The 13,943-nt window shown below is 60.2% G+C and carries 8 protein-coding genes; 7 read left to right on the top strand and 1 reads right to left on the bottom strand.

Translation table 11 applies throughout. From position 1 onward, the window contains the following. Positions 1 to 2 precede the first annotated feature (2 nt). Together aguA and BFP95_RS23370 are read left to right on the top strand one after the other, a co-directional pair. Entirely contained in the window at positions 3 to 1,109 is a 1,107-nt protein-coding gene (aguA, locus tag BFP95_RS23365; RefSeq protein ID WP_065875807.1) for an agmatine deiminase, read from the top strand. A gap of 234 nt (positions 1,110 to 1,343) precedes the next feature. After that, positions 1,344 to 1,559: a hypothetical protein gene (locus tag BFP95_RS23370; RefSeq protein WP_065910779.1), complete on the top strand. Its 216-nt coding sequence runs from the start codon at positions 1,344 to 1,346 to the stop codon at positions 1,557 to 1,559. Positions 1,560 to 1,681: 122 nt separating this feature from the next. Here BFP95_RS23370 and BFP95_RS23375 read toward each other — a convergent pair whose 3' ends face one another. After that, positions 1,682 to 3,769 carry a TonB-dependent receptor gene (locus BFP95_RS23375; protein WP_065875914.1) on the bottom strand — a complete coding sequence of 696 codons (2,088 nt, stop codon included), beginning with the start codon at positions 3,767 to 3,769 and terminating at the stop codon, positions 1,682 to 1,684. Between the two features lie 411 nt (positions 3,770 to 4,180). Between BFP95_RS23375 and BFP95_RS23380 the strand changes: the two genes are divergently transcribed. The 5 genes from BFP95_RS23380 to BFP95_RS23400 all read left to right on the top strand — a co-directional run bounded on the left by BFP95_RS23380 (position 4,181) and on the right by BFP95_RS23400 (position 13,941). Then, on the top strand, positions 4,181 to 5,497 hold the full coding sequence (locus BFP95_RS23380) for an OprD family porin (protein ID WP_065875805.1): 1,317 nt from the start codon (positions 4,181 to 4,183) through the stop codon (positions 5,495 to 5,497). Between the two features lie 504 nt (positions 5,498 to 6,001). Beyond that, a complete protein-coding gene (locus BFP95_RS23385; protein WP_065875803.1) occupies positions 6,002 to 6,934 on the top strand; it encodes an NAD-dependent epimerase/dehydratase family protein in 933 nt (310 codons plus the stop codon). Positions 6,935 to 6,995: 61 nt separating this feature from the next. Beyond that, a complete protein-coding gene (locus BFP95_RS23390) occupies positions 6,996 to 9,809 on the top strand; it encodes a bifunctional glycoside hydrolase 114/ polysaccharide deacetylase family protein (protein WP_065875802.1) in 2,814 nt (937 codons plus the stop codon). Further along, positions 9,787 to 13,395 (top strand): tetratricopeptide repeat protein, encoded by a 3,609-nt coding sequence (locus tag BFP95_RS23395; protein ID WP_065875800.1) that lies wholly within the window; start codon positions 9,787 to 9,789, stop codon positions 13,393 to 13,395. The genes BFP95_RS23390 and BFP95_RS23395 overlap by 23 nt, the downstream gene beginning before the upstream one ends. Before the next feature lie 27 nt (positions 13,396 to 13,422). Then, complete coding sequence (locus BFP95_RS23400) at positions 13,423 to 13,941, top strand: penicillin-binding protein activator LpoB (RefSeq protein ID WP_065875799.1); 519 nt, start codon at positions 13,423 to 13,425, stop codon at positions 13,939 to 13,941. The last annotated feature ends 2 nt before the right edge of the window (positions 13,942 to 13,943 follow it).

Consider the following 13,943-nt stretch of genomic DNA (forward strand, 5'->3'; position numbering starts at 1 on the left):
CCATGACCACCCTGCACAGCACCCCTCGCGCCGATGGCTTCCACATGCCTGCCGAATGGGCGCCACAGACTCAAACCTGGATGATCTGGCCAGAGCGCCCGGACAACTGGCGCCTGGGCGGCAAGCCAGCGCAGGCCGCTCACGTGGCGGTGGCCAAGGCCATCGCACGTTTTGAACCGGTGACCGTAGCGGTTTCCGCCGGCCAGTACGAAAATGCTCGCGCGCGCCTGGATGTGCCGAATATCCGGGTGCTGGAGATGTCCAGCGATGACGCCTGGGTGCGCGACACCGGGCCGACCTTCGTGATCAACAACAGCGGCGAAGTGCGCGGTGTGAACTGGGACTTCAACGCCTGGGGCGGTTTTGATGGCGGCCTGTATTCGCCGTGGAACCGCGATTCGCAGGTCGGCGGCAAGATCCTCGAGATCGAACGGGCCCCCCGCTATCGCACCGAAGGCTTTGTGCTGGAGGGCGGTTCGATCCATGTTGACGGCGAAGGCACCCTGATCACTACCGAAGAATGCCTGCTCAACCGCAATCGCAACCCGCACTTGGGCCGTGCCGAGATTGAAGCGGTGCTGAGTGCCAACCTGGCTGTGGATAAAATTATCTGGTTGCCAGACGGCCTGTTCAACGACGAAACCGACGGCCATGTGGATAACTTCTGCTGCTACGTGCGCCCGGGCGAAGTGCTGCTGGCCTGGACCGATGACCCGCAAGACCCGAACTACGCACGCTGCCATGCCGCCATGGACGTGCTGCAAAGCAGCACCGATGCCCAGGGTCGCTCGTTCACAGTGCATAAAATGCCGATCCCTGGACCGCTTTACGCGACCGAGGAAGAATGCGCCGGTGTTGATCCGGTTGACGGGACCCAGGAGCGTAATCCGACCGTGCGGTTGGCCGGTTCCTACGTCAACTTCCTGATCGTCAATGGCGGCATCATTGCGCCGAGCTTCGATGACCCGCTTGACAGCGTGGCCAAGACAATCCTGCAGGACCTGTTCCCGCAGCACGAAGTGGTGATGGTGCCGGGCCGCGAACTGTTACTGGGTGGCGGTAATATCCATTGCCTGACCCAACAACAGCCAGCCCCGCACAAAAATTGAGTGCACTTGTAACAGTGTCTTGGCGCTAGCCGGGTGCTTCCCGGTTTCAGCGCTAACAGCAAGCCCGCGGCCCCGCAAGGTCGCGGGCTTTTTTGTATCGGCATACCTATAAACACGAGACATTGGCATAGCTCTTGTATCGCTGTTGTCACAGTGGCCCAAGGTGATGACTGCGCAGTTCTGTCATAAACCTTGAGTAAGTTAGCCGCTCACGCAGTAGGAGAGAGCGCTGAAATGAACGCCGATATCAACCCGATGTACACGCGCACGTTCCACCCCTTGAGGGTCAATGGTGACGCGATCCATGCGCTGGGGCTCTGGTTGAAGGAAAACGGTTCGCGACAGATCAGGCAACAGCCTGACTTGCACAGTGTGATGCGTGAACGCTACCCGGCGGGGTTGTTCAGTGAGGACGAAGTGCATGCGTTGTGTGACGTGTTGAATAGCTGAAGCACCACCGAAATCAAATGTGGGAGCTGGCTTGCCTGCGATAGCGGTGTACCAGCCAACTATTCGCTGGCTGGCCCACCACTTTCGCAGGCAAGCCAGCTCCCACACTGACCGCGTTTTCCTCAGAAACTGTAGGTGCCTGTAACCACCACGCTACGCGGCTCCCCTGGCTGGATCTGCGCCACACTGGTCGCCGACGCATAGTAGGTTTTATCCGCGATGTTGTTCAGCGCCGCCCTTACATCCCACTCCTTCTGACGGAACCCCGCCAACGCATCCCAGCGGCCATAACCCGGTAGCACCACGGTGTTGAGGCTGTCGGCATAACGGTCGCCGACCAGCGTCAGGCCGGTTTCCGCGTACCAGCCCATCTCCGGTTTCCAGGTAATGAACAGGCTGCCGTTACGCTTGGCCACATCGCTGACGCGCTTGCCTTCGAAGCCGTTGTTGTCCTTCTCGACCGTGGCATTCTGCAAGCCCACACCACCGCGTACATACCAGTTTCCGACGATCTTGCCGGTGGCGGTCAACTCCACGCCGCGAGAGCGCTGCAAGCCGCTGAGCAGGGTGATGGTGCGGTCCAGCGGGTCGCTGGTGCGGCGGTTGTAGAGTTCCAGCTCGTACACGGCGAGGGTGGTGCTCAGGCGGTCGTCGAGCCAGTCGCTCTTGACCCCGATTTCCTTCTGCTTGGTCAGCTCAGGGCTCAGGTCGTTGACGCTGCCGGCGGCGTTCGGGGTGATGCCGATCAAGCCGCCGCCCGCAGGGGAGAACGTCTTGCTCCATGAGGCATAGAACGAGTGATGTTCCAACGGCGTCCACACCAGGCCAAAACGCGGGCTGGTGCTGTGGCTTTTGACGGCCTGCTGGGTGTTGAGCAGCTTGTTCTTGGTGTCTACCTCGAAGCGGTCATAACGCAGGCCGGCCAGGATTTGCCACTGGTCATTCAGGCGCAGTTGATCCTGTACATAAATGGCGCGACTGTCGACTTCGGTGTGGTTGTTGCTTTGCAGGCTCATCCGTCCGGTGTGGCTGAGGTTGCGGTTGGGCTGGTTGAGATCCAGGGGCGGCACGACGCGGCCGCCTTGTGCGACGGCCGTGGCGGTATACAGCTTCGGGTCGCGGCGCTGGCTGCCCAGTTCAAGGCCGGTGAGCAAGCGGTGCTCCAGGCCGAAGGTGCTGAAGCCGCCTTCCAGCTCGACGTTGTTGAAGATGTTGAGGGTGGTCAGGTCCTGCTGCCAGCGCTGGCGCGTGACACGGTTGGTCGACGGGGTATAGGCGGTGAGGTAGGTGTTGTCGAAATCGCTGTCGAGCTTGAACACACCCAGGGTCTGGCGCAGTTGCCAGTTGTCGTTGAGCTCATAGGCGAGCTTGGAGCGCAGCGACTGGGTTTTGTCGTCGATGTAGTCGCGGCTGTCGCCGTAGGTGGTGCTGCGGCTCACGTCAGCCGGGCGCCCGTTGACTCCGGGAATGCCACGGTCGGGCGTGCGGTTGTAGCGACTGTATTCGTATTGCACCAGCCAGTTCAGGTCTGGCGTCAGTTGCCAGCTCATGGACGGCGCGAAGAGCTGGCGGTTGCCGCTCACACCGTCGCGAAAGCTGTTGTTGTCCTGGTTACCCATGTTCAGGCGCAGGCTGATGTTATCGGTGGGGTCGGTGCTGAGGTCGGCGTACAAGCTGCGCAAATCATTGCTGCCGCCTTGGGCCTCAATGCTCGACTTATGTCCGGCGACCGGCAGCTTGCTCACGCGGTTGACGATCCCTCCCTGGCCGCCTCGCCCGTAAAGTACTGCCGCCGGCCCCTTGAGCACTTCGATGCGCTCGATGTTATGCAGGTCGCGAATGTATTGGCTGTCGTCACGAATGCCATCCAGGTAGAAGTCATTGCTCGCGTCGAAACCGCGGATGCGCAAACTGTCGAAACGCGTGTCGGCGCCGCTGCTGACGTTCGGGATGCCGCTCAACGCCTGGCCCAGGTCGTTGGTGCCGTAGGCGCGCAAGCTTTCGGTCTTCACTGAATCGATCGCCTGAGGCACGTAACGCACGGGTGTGGCGGTGCGGGTGGCCGTGCTGGTTTCCTTGACCCGGGGGTCGTCTTCGTCAGCTTCGGCACTGATCGAGGTTTCAGGCAAGGTGGTGGCCGCACAGGCAAAACCGGCAGACAGCAGAACGGAAAGCCCAAGGGTGATGGGCGTCAGGCGAAGGGCAGGCATGAAGGCATGTATCCGAATTGTTTGGGAGGAAAACTGCACGTTAATGGTAATGCTTTGCATTTGCGCGCGTTATCTATTACCAAACGTATCGACTTCTAAATATGTTACGAGATGTGTTTCAAGGGCATTTGAAGGTGTTTTTTTGTCGTTTTCAGAACAGCAATAGGCCTTTGCTTAGAATTATTTCGCCTAAATACAGACGATTCACGAAATTGACACATAGTTCAACGCGCGACTAGGATTGCGCCCAACGCCTGTGGCTCACCGCCATGACTCATCCAATAAAAAAAGGCTCGCGGCCTGTTAAGGCGTCCGCGGGCCTTCTTTTTTCAGGACGCAGTCGATACCAGAAAGCGACATGGGGCCTGGTGTCATAGCGCGTACTCAACCAGAAATAAGGAATACAAAAAAATGTTGAAGCAACGGATGAGTCTGATCGCTCTGGGGATTTTGAGCGCATCGACAGCAATGGCCAACGACCAGGACCAATCCAAGGGTTTTGTTGAAGACAGCCACCTGAATATCGCCGCACGTAATGCCTACATCAGCCGTGACTACAAAAACGGCAAGCAAGACAAAGCCGAATGGGGCCAAGGCTTCATCGGTAAGTTCGAGTCCGGTTTCACCCAAGGCACCGTGGGTGTGGGTGTGGACGTGATCGGCCAATACGCTATCCGTCTGGACGGTGGTCAAGGTCGCGCTGGCGCGGGCGGCATCGACTTCTTCAAACAGGGCAACGGCACTACCAACCCTGATGGCTCGAACAACCCTGGCTCGGCACCCCACGACCTGGCCAAGGGCGGCGCTGCCGTGAAGTTCCGCGTTTCCAACACGGTGCTCAAGTACGGTGATCAGTTCCCGGCTGTGCCTGTGCTTCAGTACGACAACTCCCGTCTGTTGTCGGAAACCTACACCGGTACTTCGATCGTCTCCAAAGAGATCGCCGGTCTGCAACTGGACGCGGGTCACTTCACCAAAGAAGCGCGCAAGAGCATGGAAGGCACCGACAGCGGTCGCCTGAAAAGCATCGACTATATCGGTGGTAGCTACAAATTCACCGAAAGCCTGTCGGCCGCGCTGTATGCCTCCGACATGCAGGACGTGCTGAAGAAGCAATACGTCAACGTCAACTACGTGCTGGCCCTGCCAGAGAAGCAGTCGCTGACATTTGACTTCAACGGCTACAAAACCAAGCTGGACCGCAGCTTCGCCCTGGAAAACCAGAAAGATGCTGACGCCCGCGACAACAAAATCTGGAGCCTGGGCGCCACGTGGGCTGTTGGCCCGCACAGCTTCACCGTCGCTCACCAGCGCAGCACCGGCGACACCGGCTACCTGTATGGCGGCTACCGCAACGCTGGCGGCATCGGCGACGGTGGCAACACCATCCTGCTGGCCAACTCCTACTGGTCTGACTTCAATGGCAAGGATGAGCGTTCGTGGCAACTTGGCTACGGCATCGACTTCGCCACCTTCGGCGTACCGGGCCTGACCTACAACGTGGCCTACGTGCGCGGTACCAATATCGACGACGGCACCAACCGTGGCGATGGCACTGAGCGCGAAATCTGGAACCAGTTCAAGTACGTGGTCCAGAGCGGTCCAGCCAAAGACCTGAGCCTGCGTGCTCGCGCCTCGTGGCTGCGCGTTTCCAACAACGTTGACCAGTACAACGTAGGCGGTAACGAAATCCGTCTGTTCGCCGACTACCCGATCAACGTTTTCTAATTGATCCGGCGTCGCGCCTGATGCCAGGCGATAAAAAGCCCCGACCTGTTCGGGGTTTTTTTATGTGCGCCCGGCAGTCCTTTTGCGCCTCAGGCACAAGCTTTATGCCCACAAACGTTGCGCAGATCCCTTTTCAGGAGCGCTGTACACCATTTTTTAAAAGCACTGACAAGGCGGGACGTCTGAAAAAACGGATAGCAGGTAAGTGGCAAAAATTTCGCCTAACCCAATCGACGTTAACCGCGTTTAAACACCCGAATATGAGTCAATTAAATGACGGTGATTTAAAGTCGCCTACCGTCTGGCGGCATAAAAGACGATATGTTGACAGTTTCTCCCGGATCTAACATGATCGGCGGCGTTTTGATGGCTTCAAGCCATTAAACTGACATCATTGCACCAAGCGGGCTGAGGGATTTGTCAGTCTGTGCTGGGCCTTAATCGTGCCACCGTTAGCGGACTGCCTATATGAAATCTCCGCTTGAGTCGTCAGGAAGAACCTCCATGGATGTTAAGCGAGTTTTGATTACCGGTGGTGCAGGCTTTATTGGCTCGCATTTGGTAGAGGCCTTGCTGGGCAAGGGTTACAGCATTCGTGTGCTGGATAACCTGTCGACCGGCAAGACGAGCAATTTGCCTATCGGGAATCCGCATTTGGATGTCGTCGTGGGTGACGTTGCAGACACGGCGGTGGTCGAGCAAGCCATGCAGGGATGCCATGCTGTGGTTCACCTGGCAGCAGTGGCATCGGTGCAGGCGTCGGTGGACGATCCTGTCGCTACCCACCAGAGCAATTTCGTCGGCACGCTCAATGTGTGCCAAGCCATGCTGAAGGCGGGTGTGAAGCGTGTGGTATTCGCTTCCAGCGCTGCAGTCTATGGCAACAACGGCGAAGGCACGGCCATTGAAGAAGACACCCCCAAGTCTCCCCTGACGCCTTACGCGTGCGACAAGCTGGCCAGTGAGTATTACCTGGACTTCTATCGTCGTGAACATGGCCTGGAGCCGGTGATCTTTCGCTTCTTCAATATCTTTGGCCCACGCCAGGACCCGTCCTCTCCGTACTCGGGTGTGATCAGTATCTTCAGCCAGCGGGCAATCGCCAAGCAGCCGATTACCGTATTCGGTGACGGTGGGCAAACGCGCGATTTTGTCTACGTGCAAGATCTGGTGAGCATTCTCGTGCAGGCCGTGGAGGCCCGCGAGGCAGCCTCTGGTGCGGTCAATGTCGGGTTCAGCCGCGCGACCAGTTTGAACGACCTGATCAGCGAGCTGGGTGGTGCGACCGGTACGGCGCTGACGGTGACGCATCAGGCGCAACGCCAAGGCGATATTCGTCATTCCCGCGCGGATAACACGCGCTTGCTGCAACGCTACGTGCTCTCGGAACCGACGTCCGTGGGCCAGGGGTTGGCACAGCTGCTTCGCAGTTTGTAACCCTCCGGTCACCTGTTTGACCTTAGCGCCGTCCCAGTTTCAATCATTTCAAGAGTGCATTATGGAAATCGTTTTTCGCAGGACGCGTGTCCGCGCAATAGCCGAGCGGCTGCTGGCCGCGTTTGCGTTGTTCGTTGGCGGGGCCCCTGTGCAGGCCGCTACTGTGCCGCAGCCGGCCAGCGTGGCCTTTTGGTATGCCGATCAGCCGCCCCTGGCGGAGTTGGCGCAGTTCGACTGGGCTGTGGTCGAGCCCGGCCACATGACGCCCGCCGACGTCAAAACCTTGCGCACGCTGGGCAGCGAACCCTTTGCTTATTTGTCCGTGGGCGAATTCGACGGTAATAAGGCGGAGCTCGACAAAGCCGGCTTGAGCAAAGCGGTTTCCCCGGTGCGTAACGATGCCTGGGACAGCCAGGTCATGGACCTCACTTCGCAAGCCTGGCGTGAGCATTTATTTGCTCGCGCCAAAGCCTTGCAAGCCCAAGGTTATGGCGGTGTATTTCTGGACACCCTCGACAGTTTCCAGTTGCTGCCTCAAGCCCAGCGTGAAGCTCAGCGCGTGGGCCTAGCCAACCTGCTGCGTGAAATGCACAAGCGTCAGCCAACATTGAAGTTGTTCTTCAATCGCGGTTTCGAAGTATTGCCCGAGCTGGATGGCGTTGCCGCCGCCGTGGCAGTCGAGTCGATTCACGCGGGCTGGGACGCCTCCGCCAAGCGTTATCGCCCGGTCTCGGAGTCCGACCGCGAATGGCTTGAAACGCATTTGAAACCGCTGCGTGCCAAAGGCATCCCGCTGGTAGCGATCGATTACTTGCCGCCTGAGCGCCGTGAAGAAGCGCGCAAGCTCGCAAAGCGCCTGCGCGAAGAAGGCTACATCCCGTATATCAGCACGCCTGACCTCAACACCCTGGGCATCAGCAGCATCGAGGTTCAGCCACGCCGTATCGCGCTGATCTTCGACCCGCGCGAAGGTGCGCTGGAAGATGCTGCCGGTCATAGCGACCTCGGCGGCTTGCTGGAGTACCTGGGCTATCGCGTCGATTATTTTCCGGCCGACAGCAAGCTTCCGCTGTACAGCTTCAGTGGCCTGTACGCCGGCGTTGTCACATGGATGACCAGCGGCCCGCCCCAGGACCCGGCTGCGTTTAATCGCTTCATCAATGCGCGCCTGGACGAACAGGTGCCTGTGGCGTTTTTCAGTGGTTTGCCGATTGAAGACAAGCTGCTGCTCAAGCGCCTTGGCCTCAAGCGTGATGCGCCGCCCGCCACGCAGGTGCTGACCGTTACTCACCAGGACAAAGCCCTGGTGGGCGCATTTGAAGCGCCGGTGGTGCCGCGCTCGCGTGACCTCGCCGCCGTTTCCGTGATGCCCAATGGCCCGACAGCGGCGCTGTCGTTGAAGGGGCCCGGCGGTGACGTGTTCACGCCGGTGGTGGTCGGCAAATGGGGTGGCTTGGCACTTGCGCCCTATCTGCTTGAAACCAACAACGAGCGCAGCCGCTGGATCCTCGATCCCTTTGCGTTTCTCCAGGCCAGCCTGCACCTGCCAAGCCAGCCGCGCCCGGACAGCACTACCGAAAATGGCCGGCGCATTGCGACCGTGCACATCGATGGCGATGGCTTCCCTTCCCGCGCCGAAGTGCGTGGCACGCCTTACGCGGGTCGCCACACGCTGGACGACTACATCAAGCCCAACCCGTTCCTGACGTCGGTGTCGATCATCGAAGCCGAGATTTCGCCGCGCGGCGCGTTCCCCTTCCTGGCCCGTGAGCTGGAGCCGATTGCACGCGAGATCTTTGCCAACCCTAAAGTTGAAGTGGCCACGCATACCTACAGCCACCCATTTTTCATGCAGCCGGATAAAGCCAAGAAACGCGAGAACTTCAATCCGGAATACGGCATGAACATGAAGGTGCCTGGCTACGACAAAATTGATTTTCGCCGCGAAATCTTTGGCTCGCGCGACTACATCAACCAGAACCTGACCACCCCGCAGAAGCCGGTGAAATTGGTGTTCTGGCCAGGTGATGCACTGCCATCGGCGAGCACCATCCAATTGGCGTATGACGCTGGCCTGAAAAACGTCAACGGTGCCGAAACCATCATGACCAAGGCCAATCCGTCGCTGACCGGCCTTAACCCGCTGCTGCGCCCTACCGCAGGCGGCTTGCAGTACTACGCGCCGATCATCAACGAGAACCTCTACACCAACTTGTGGAAGGGCCCGTATTACGGTTTCCGCGAGTTGATCGAGACCTTCCAGCTCACCGACAGCCCACGCCGTCTGCGTGGCCTGCACCTCTATTACCACTTCTATTCCAGCACCAAGCAGGCGTCGATCAAGGCCATGCACGAGATCTATGGCTACATGCGCGAGCAGCAGCCGATGTCGTTGTGGATGAGCGACTACCTCGACCGTCTGCACGGTTTGTATCAGGCGAGCCTGGCACGCACCGCGGATGGCGCCTGGCAGATTCGCGGGATGGACGCACTGCGTACCGTGCGCCTGGACGCGCAAATGGGCTGGCCGGACCTGTTGCAATCGCAGGGCATCGCCGGCGTGCGCGATTTGCCGCAAGGGCGCTACGTGGCCCTGAGCAGCGACAAGGCGTTGCTGGTGCTGCGCCCGGATCGAGACCCGAGACCGGCGCTGGAAGAAGCCAATTTGCCTCTGCTGGACTGGCGTTACCTGGATGAGCGCCGCGTGAGCTTTGCGTTCGCCGGCCAATTCGACCTGACCTTCTCCGTACGTTCGGCTACTGCCTGCCGCGTGGAAGTGGATGGTCAACGATTTGCGGGCAAGGCTTCCGCCGGCCTGTGGACTTTTCAATTACCTATGAAGCAGGTGAGTAATGGTCAGCTCCTCTGCAACTAAAAACAGCCGCCTGCTCAATCCTTGGGCATTGGCGGTGGTGGCGGTTGCCGTAGGTGGCCTGTTGTGGGCGACCTTCCAGCGTGAAGAAGTGTTCCAGCCTGACGGTCGCCAGCCGGATGCGGTCTCGGCCAACTATGCCGAGCTGCTGCTGACGGCGCACCCGGACGACGATCACCTGCGTCTGCAACTGGTCGATTTGTTGATTCGCCTCGGTGACTACACCAAAGCGCGCCAGCACCTGGAAGCGTGGCCCAAGCCACAGCCGGAAACCCAGGCTTATTACCGCCTGGAACTGGATGCCCTGGTCGCCGACAGCAGCAACGACCTGATCGCGCAACGGGCCCTGGCCGAGCGCCTGGGTAGCTTCGACTACCGCAAGTTGCCGATGCCGCAGTTGCAAAACCTGGCCAAGCGCGCGTTGACGTTGCAGGCGCCGGAGTTCGCGGCCAACGTGTATGAAGAAATCGCCGCGCGCGATCCGGCGCAACGTGCCGACTCGCTCAAAGCCGCCGCGCAGTGGTACATGGCCGCCGGCCAACCGCAGCATGCCGCGGACATCTACTTGCAACTGCGTCGCGACGCCCAGCTACCGGCCGAGCGCCGTGATTATGCGCAGTTGGCGTTCAACAGCTTGCTGTCGGCGGGCCACGACGAACAGGCCGCGCAGGTGCTGTCCGACGAATTGCCCCAGCTCACCCAGTCCTCGGCCGATGTGGCGTGGTTGGAGCAGGGCGTCGATGTGGCCGTGGCGACCAAGCGCTTTGACCTGGCGCAGCGCGTGCTCAAGCAGTGGCGCGAGGTGCAGCCGGACAACCCGAAAATTGCCCTGAAAGAATTCCACGTGCGCCTGGCCATCAACGACCTGGCCGGTGCGTGGGAAACCGGCCAGCAATTGACGGTCGACTACCCTGATGACCCCGTATTGCTCGAGCAAATGGCGCTCCTGGGCGAATGGCGCGGCGATAACGCAGCGGCCGTGGGTTATTGGATTCGCTTGCTCAAACTCAAGGAAGACCCGAAAACCCGCGAGCACGCTTGGCGCCTGGCGAGCCAACTGTTCGATTTCGACCGTTCGATCCCATTGCTCGCCGAAATCATGCAGCAGCGCGCGCTCACCGATATCGAGCTGGACGCCTTGGTCTACGGCCACGAATCGCGCGGCACGCCCGCCGAGGCCGAAGCCTGGTTGCGCACCTATCTGCGCAAATACCCAGGGCACCGCCTGGCGTGGACACGCTTGCTGCAAAACCTGGACAACACAGGGCAGTTCGCCGCGCGCAGCAAGGTCTACAACGACTACGCCAAACGTTTCACGCTGACCCCGGCCGAGCGAGTGGACTGGGTTGGCACCGAGATGAAGCTGTTTGACGAGCAGGCTGCATGGGACGTCGTGAAGTTGGATGACCCTTCGATCGAGGATCCTGAGTATTGGCACGCCCGCGCTAGCCTGGCGTGGGACCTGGAGCGTGATGAAGACCTGCGCGTTTCGTTGGAACGCCTGCTGGCGATCAACGGCAAGCTGGTCAGCGGCGACGAGAGCCAGCTCATCACTCTTTATCGCACCCGAGACCCACAGCGCGCCCTGGCCCTGATGGTCGCCAGTTGGAAACGCGCCCAAGACCCGCAACGCTTGGTCGAGGCCTTGCAGCTCGCCCAGGAATTGCAGGAGTGGGACCAAGTGGTCGCGTTGCTCGAAGACGCTAAACAGTACCCGGAGGCCTACGAGCAAGCCCAGGTCCTGGCCGTGCGGGGGGCATTGGCGATTGAGCAGGGCGATAGCGCCGAAGCCGAGCGTTTGTACCTGCTGGGCCTGTCACGTTATCCCAACGACAACCTGTTCCGCGAACGCATGATCTGGATGTATGTCGACCAGGGCAACACCGAGAAACTCAAGCCATTGCTGGCCAAATGGCGTGCCTATGCGCGTGAAGACCGTCTGCTCTGGCTGCCATTTGCCAGCGCCAGTCAGTTGTTGAATCGTGATACCGACGCCTTGGCCTGGTACCGCATGTACCTCAAGCTCACCCCGAACGACTGGCTGGTGCAGGCGGCATACGCCGACGCACTGGACACCGCCGGCTATCAGGATGCGGCGCAACGGCTGCGTTTGAAACTGCTGCGCAACCCCGAGGCTGAAGGGCTGCAACCTTCGTCCCAGCGCTACGCAATCTGGTTGCGGCTGATGTCCAGCAGCTACTCGCCACGCAAGGCGCAGCAGGAACTGTTGAAGTGGAAAGACGGTTCGCCGTCGATGAAGCAGATGTGGTTCGAGCGCTTGCTGGCACGGCTGGATGCGACCAATCAGGAGTCGCAGAAAGACCAATGGCTGGAATGGGCACGTAGCCAAGGCCTCAAGGTCGACCGTTACGAGCAGATTCAGGAAGCGCTGCGCAGTCGCAACAAGGCCCAGGTTGAAACCCTGTTGGCCAGCAGCGACCTGAACCCGGCGCAACGTGCGCAGGCACTCAGCCGCCTGGGTCGCACCAACGAAGCGCTGGACGTCAGCTTGACCGCATTGGGTGACGACCAGCCGGAGTCGGTGCGCGAGCAACTGCGCCGTCAAGCCGTGGAGATCCACGAAAGCACCCCGCAAGGCGCACTACTGTCCTACCAGAAGCAAGACTTCGGTGGCCTCTCGTTTGATGCGCCGCGCCTGGAAATCGCCCACAACCTGGGTGACAACTGGTACGCCGACCTCGAGATGGAGCACGGCAACTACAAGGGCGACGACATCATCTCATCGAGGATCGGTGACGAAAGCAACGCAGCCCTGACCTTGATTCGTTCGGTGGAAAACGGCAGCTGGAAGGTGTTCGCCGACACCAGCCAGCGCAAGGACGACGACCGCAATGGCCTGGGCCTGTCGCGCATGTGGCAGCTGGGTTCCAGCCACCAACTCGAGACCGGCCTGGACTGGCATCGCAAGAGTGACGACAGCGGCTTGATGCGCGCCTTCGGCCAGCAGGACCGAGCCTGGGTCGGTGGGCGTCATGGCCTGACCGCCCGGGACCAGTTGAGCTGGGAAGTGGCGCAGCGTTCGTTCTCTACCCGTGCCGGCGACTCGCTGGGTACCGGGCATGCGCTGAAGGTTGAGCTTAACCACACGCTGGAATTTGCCGGGCCTAACTGGACGGTGCGCGGCGGTGCGGATTATCAGAAGAACAGCGTGAAGGACCGGGAGCTTGACTACCTGTCGAGCCGCAACGGCGGCGCCGTCAAGGTGACGCCTCAGTCGATAGATACCGACACGGGTCTGCCTGATCCTCTCGATGTAGACCCGGTCACCGCCGACAACCTGCTGCAAAGCCGCTACGGCCAACTCTACGTCGGTACCACCTGGCGTCGCGGCATCCCTGGCGCGCTGGTGCGCACCAAGCCGCAATACACCTGGTTGGTGGACGTGACGGCAGGCTGGCAGTGGACAGACCAAACCTTCAACTACGGCATGAACACCGGCATCGGCTTTGAAGTGCTGGGTGACGACGAACTGGCCCTGACCGTCGGTTACCAATCTGCGCCACAAGGCGGGGATGGTAAATCCGGCGGCACACTGGGCATGAGCTACGGCGTGCGTTTCGGGCGCTGATTACAGAATCTCTACGGGAGAAAACCTATGCAAGTAATTCGTAAACTGAGCCTGGCGCTGACAGTCCTGTTCGTTGCCGGCTGCTCAAGCTTCACCAGTGAGACCAGCCCGAACCTGCCGCGCAATGCGCAGTGGGGCATCGTGCCGATGGTCAACTATTCGCAGACCCCGCAAGCCGGTGAGCGCAGCGAGCAGATCCTGCTCAGTGTGCTCAGCAGCCATGGTCTGCAACCACGGGTTTACCCTGTCACCACCCAGGGCGAACAAGCCTTGATGGACGACAATGAGCGTCTGGCCGGTGCCCTCGATTGGGCCCGTGAGCAGAAACTCGATTACGTGGTCGCGGGCAGCGTGGAAGAGTGGCAGTACAAGAACGGCCTGGACGGCGAGCCGGCGGTCGGCATCAGCCTGCGCGTGCTGGAAGCCAGCAGCGGCCGTGTGCTGTGGAGCAAAAGTGGCGCCCGCGCCGGCTGGTCCCGTGAAAGCCTGGCGGGCAATGCTCAAACAGTCATCGACAAACTTGTTGGCGCCCTTCGGTTCGAGTGAAC

This window comes from Pseudomonas sp. 58 R 12 (assembly GCF_900005865.1).
GTDB lineage: Bacteria > Pseudomonadota > Gammaproteobacteria > Pseudomonadales > Pseudomonadaceae > Aquipseudomonas > Aquipseudomonas tritici.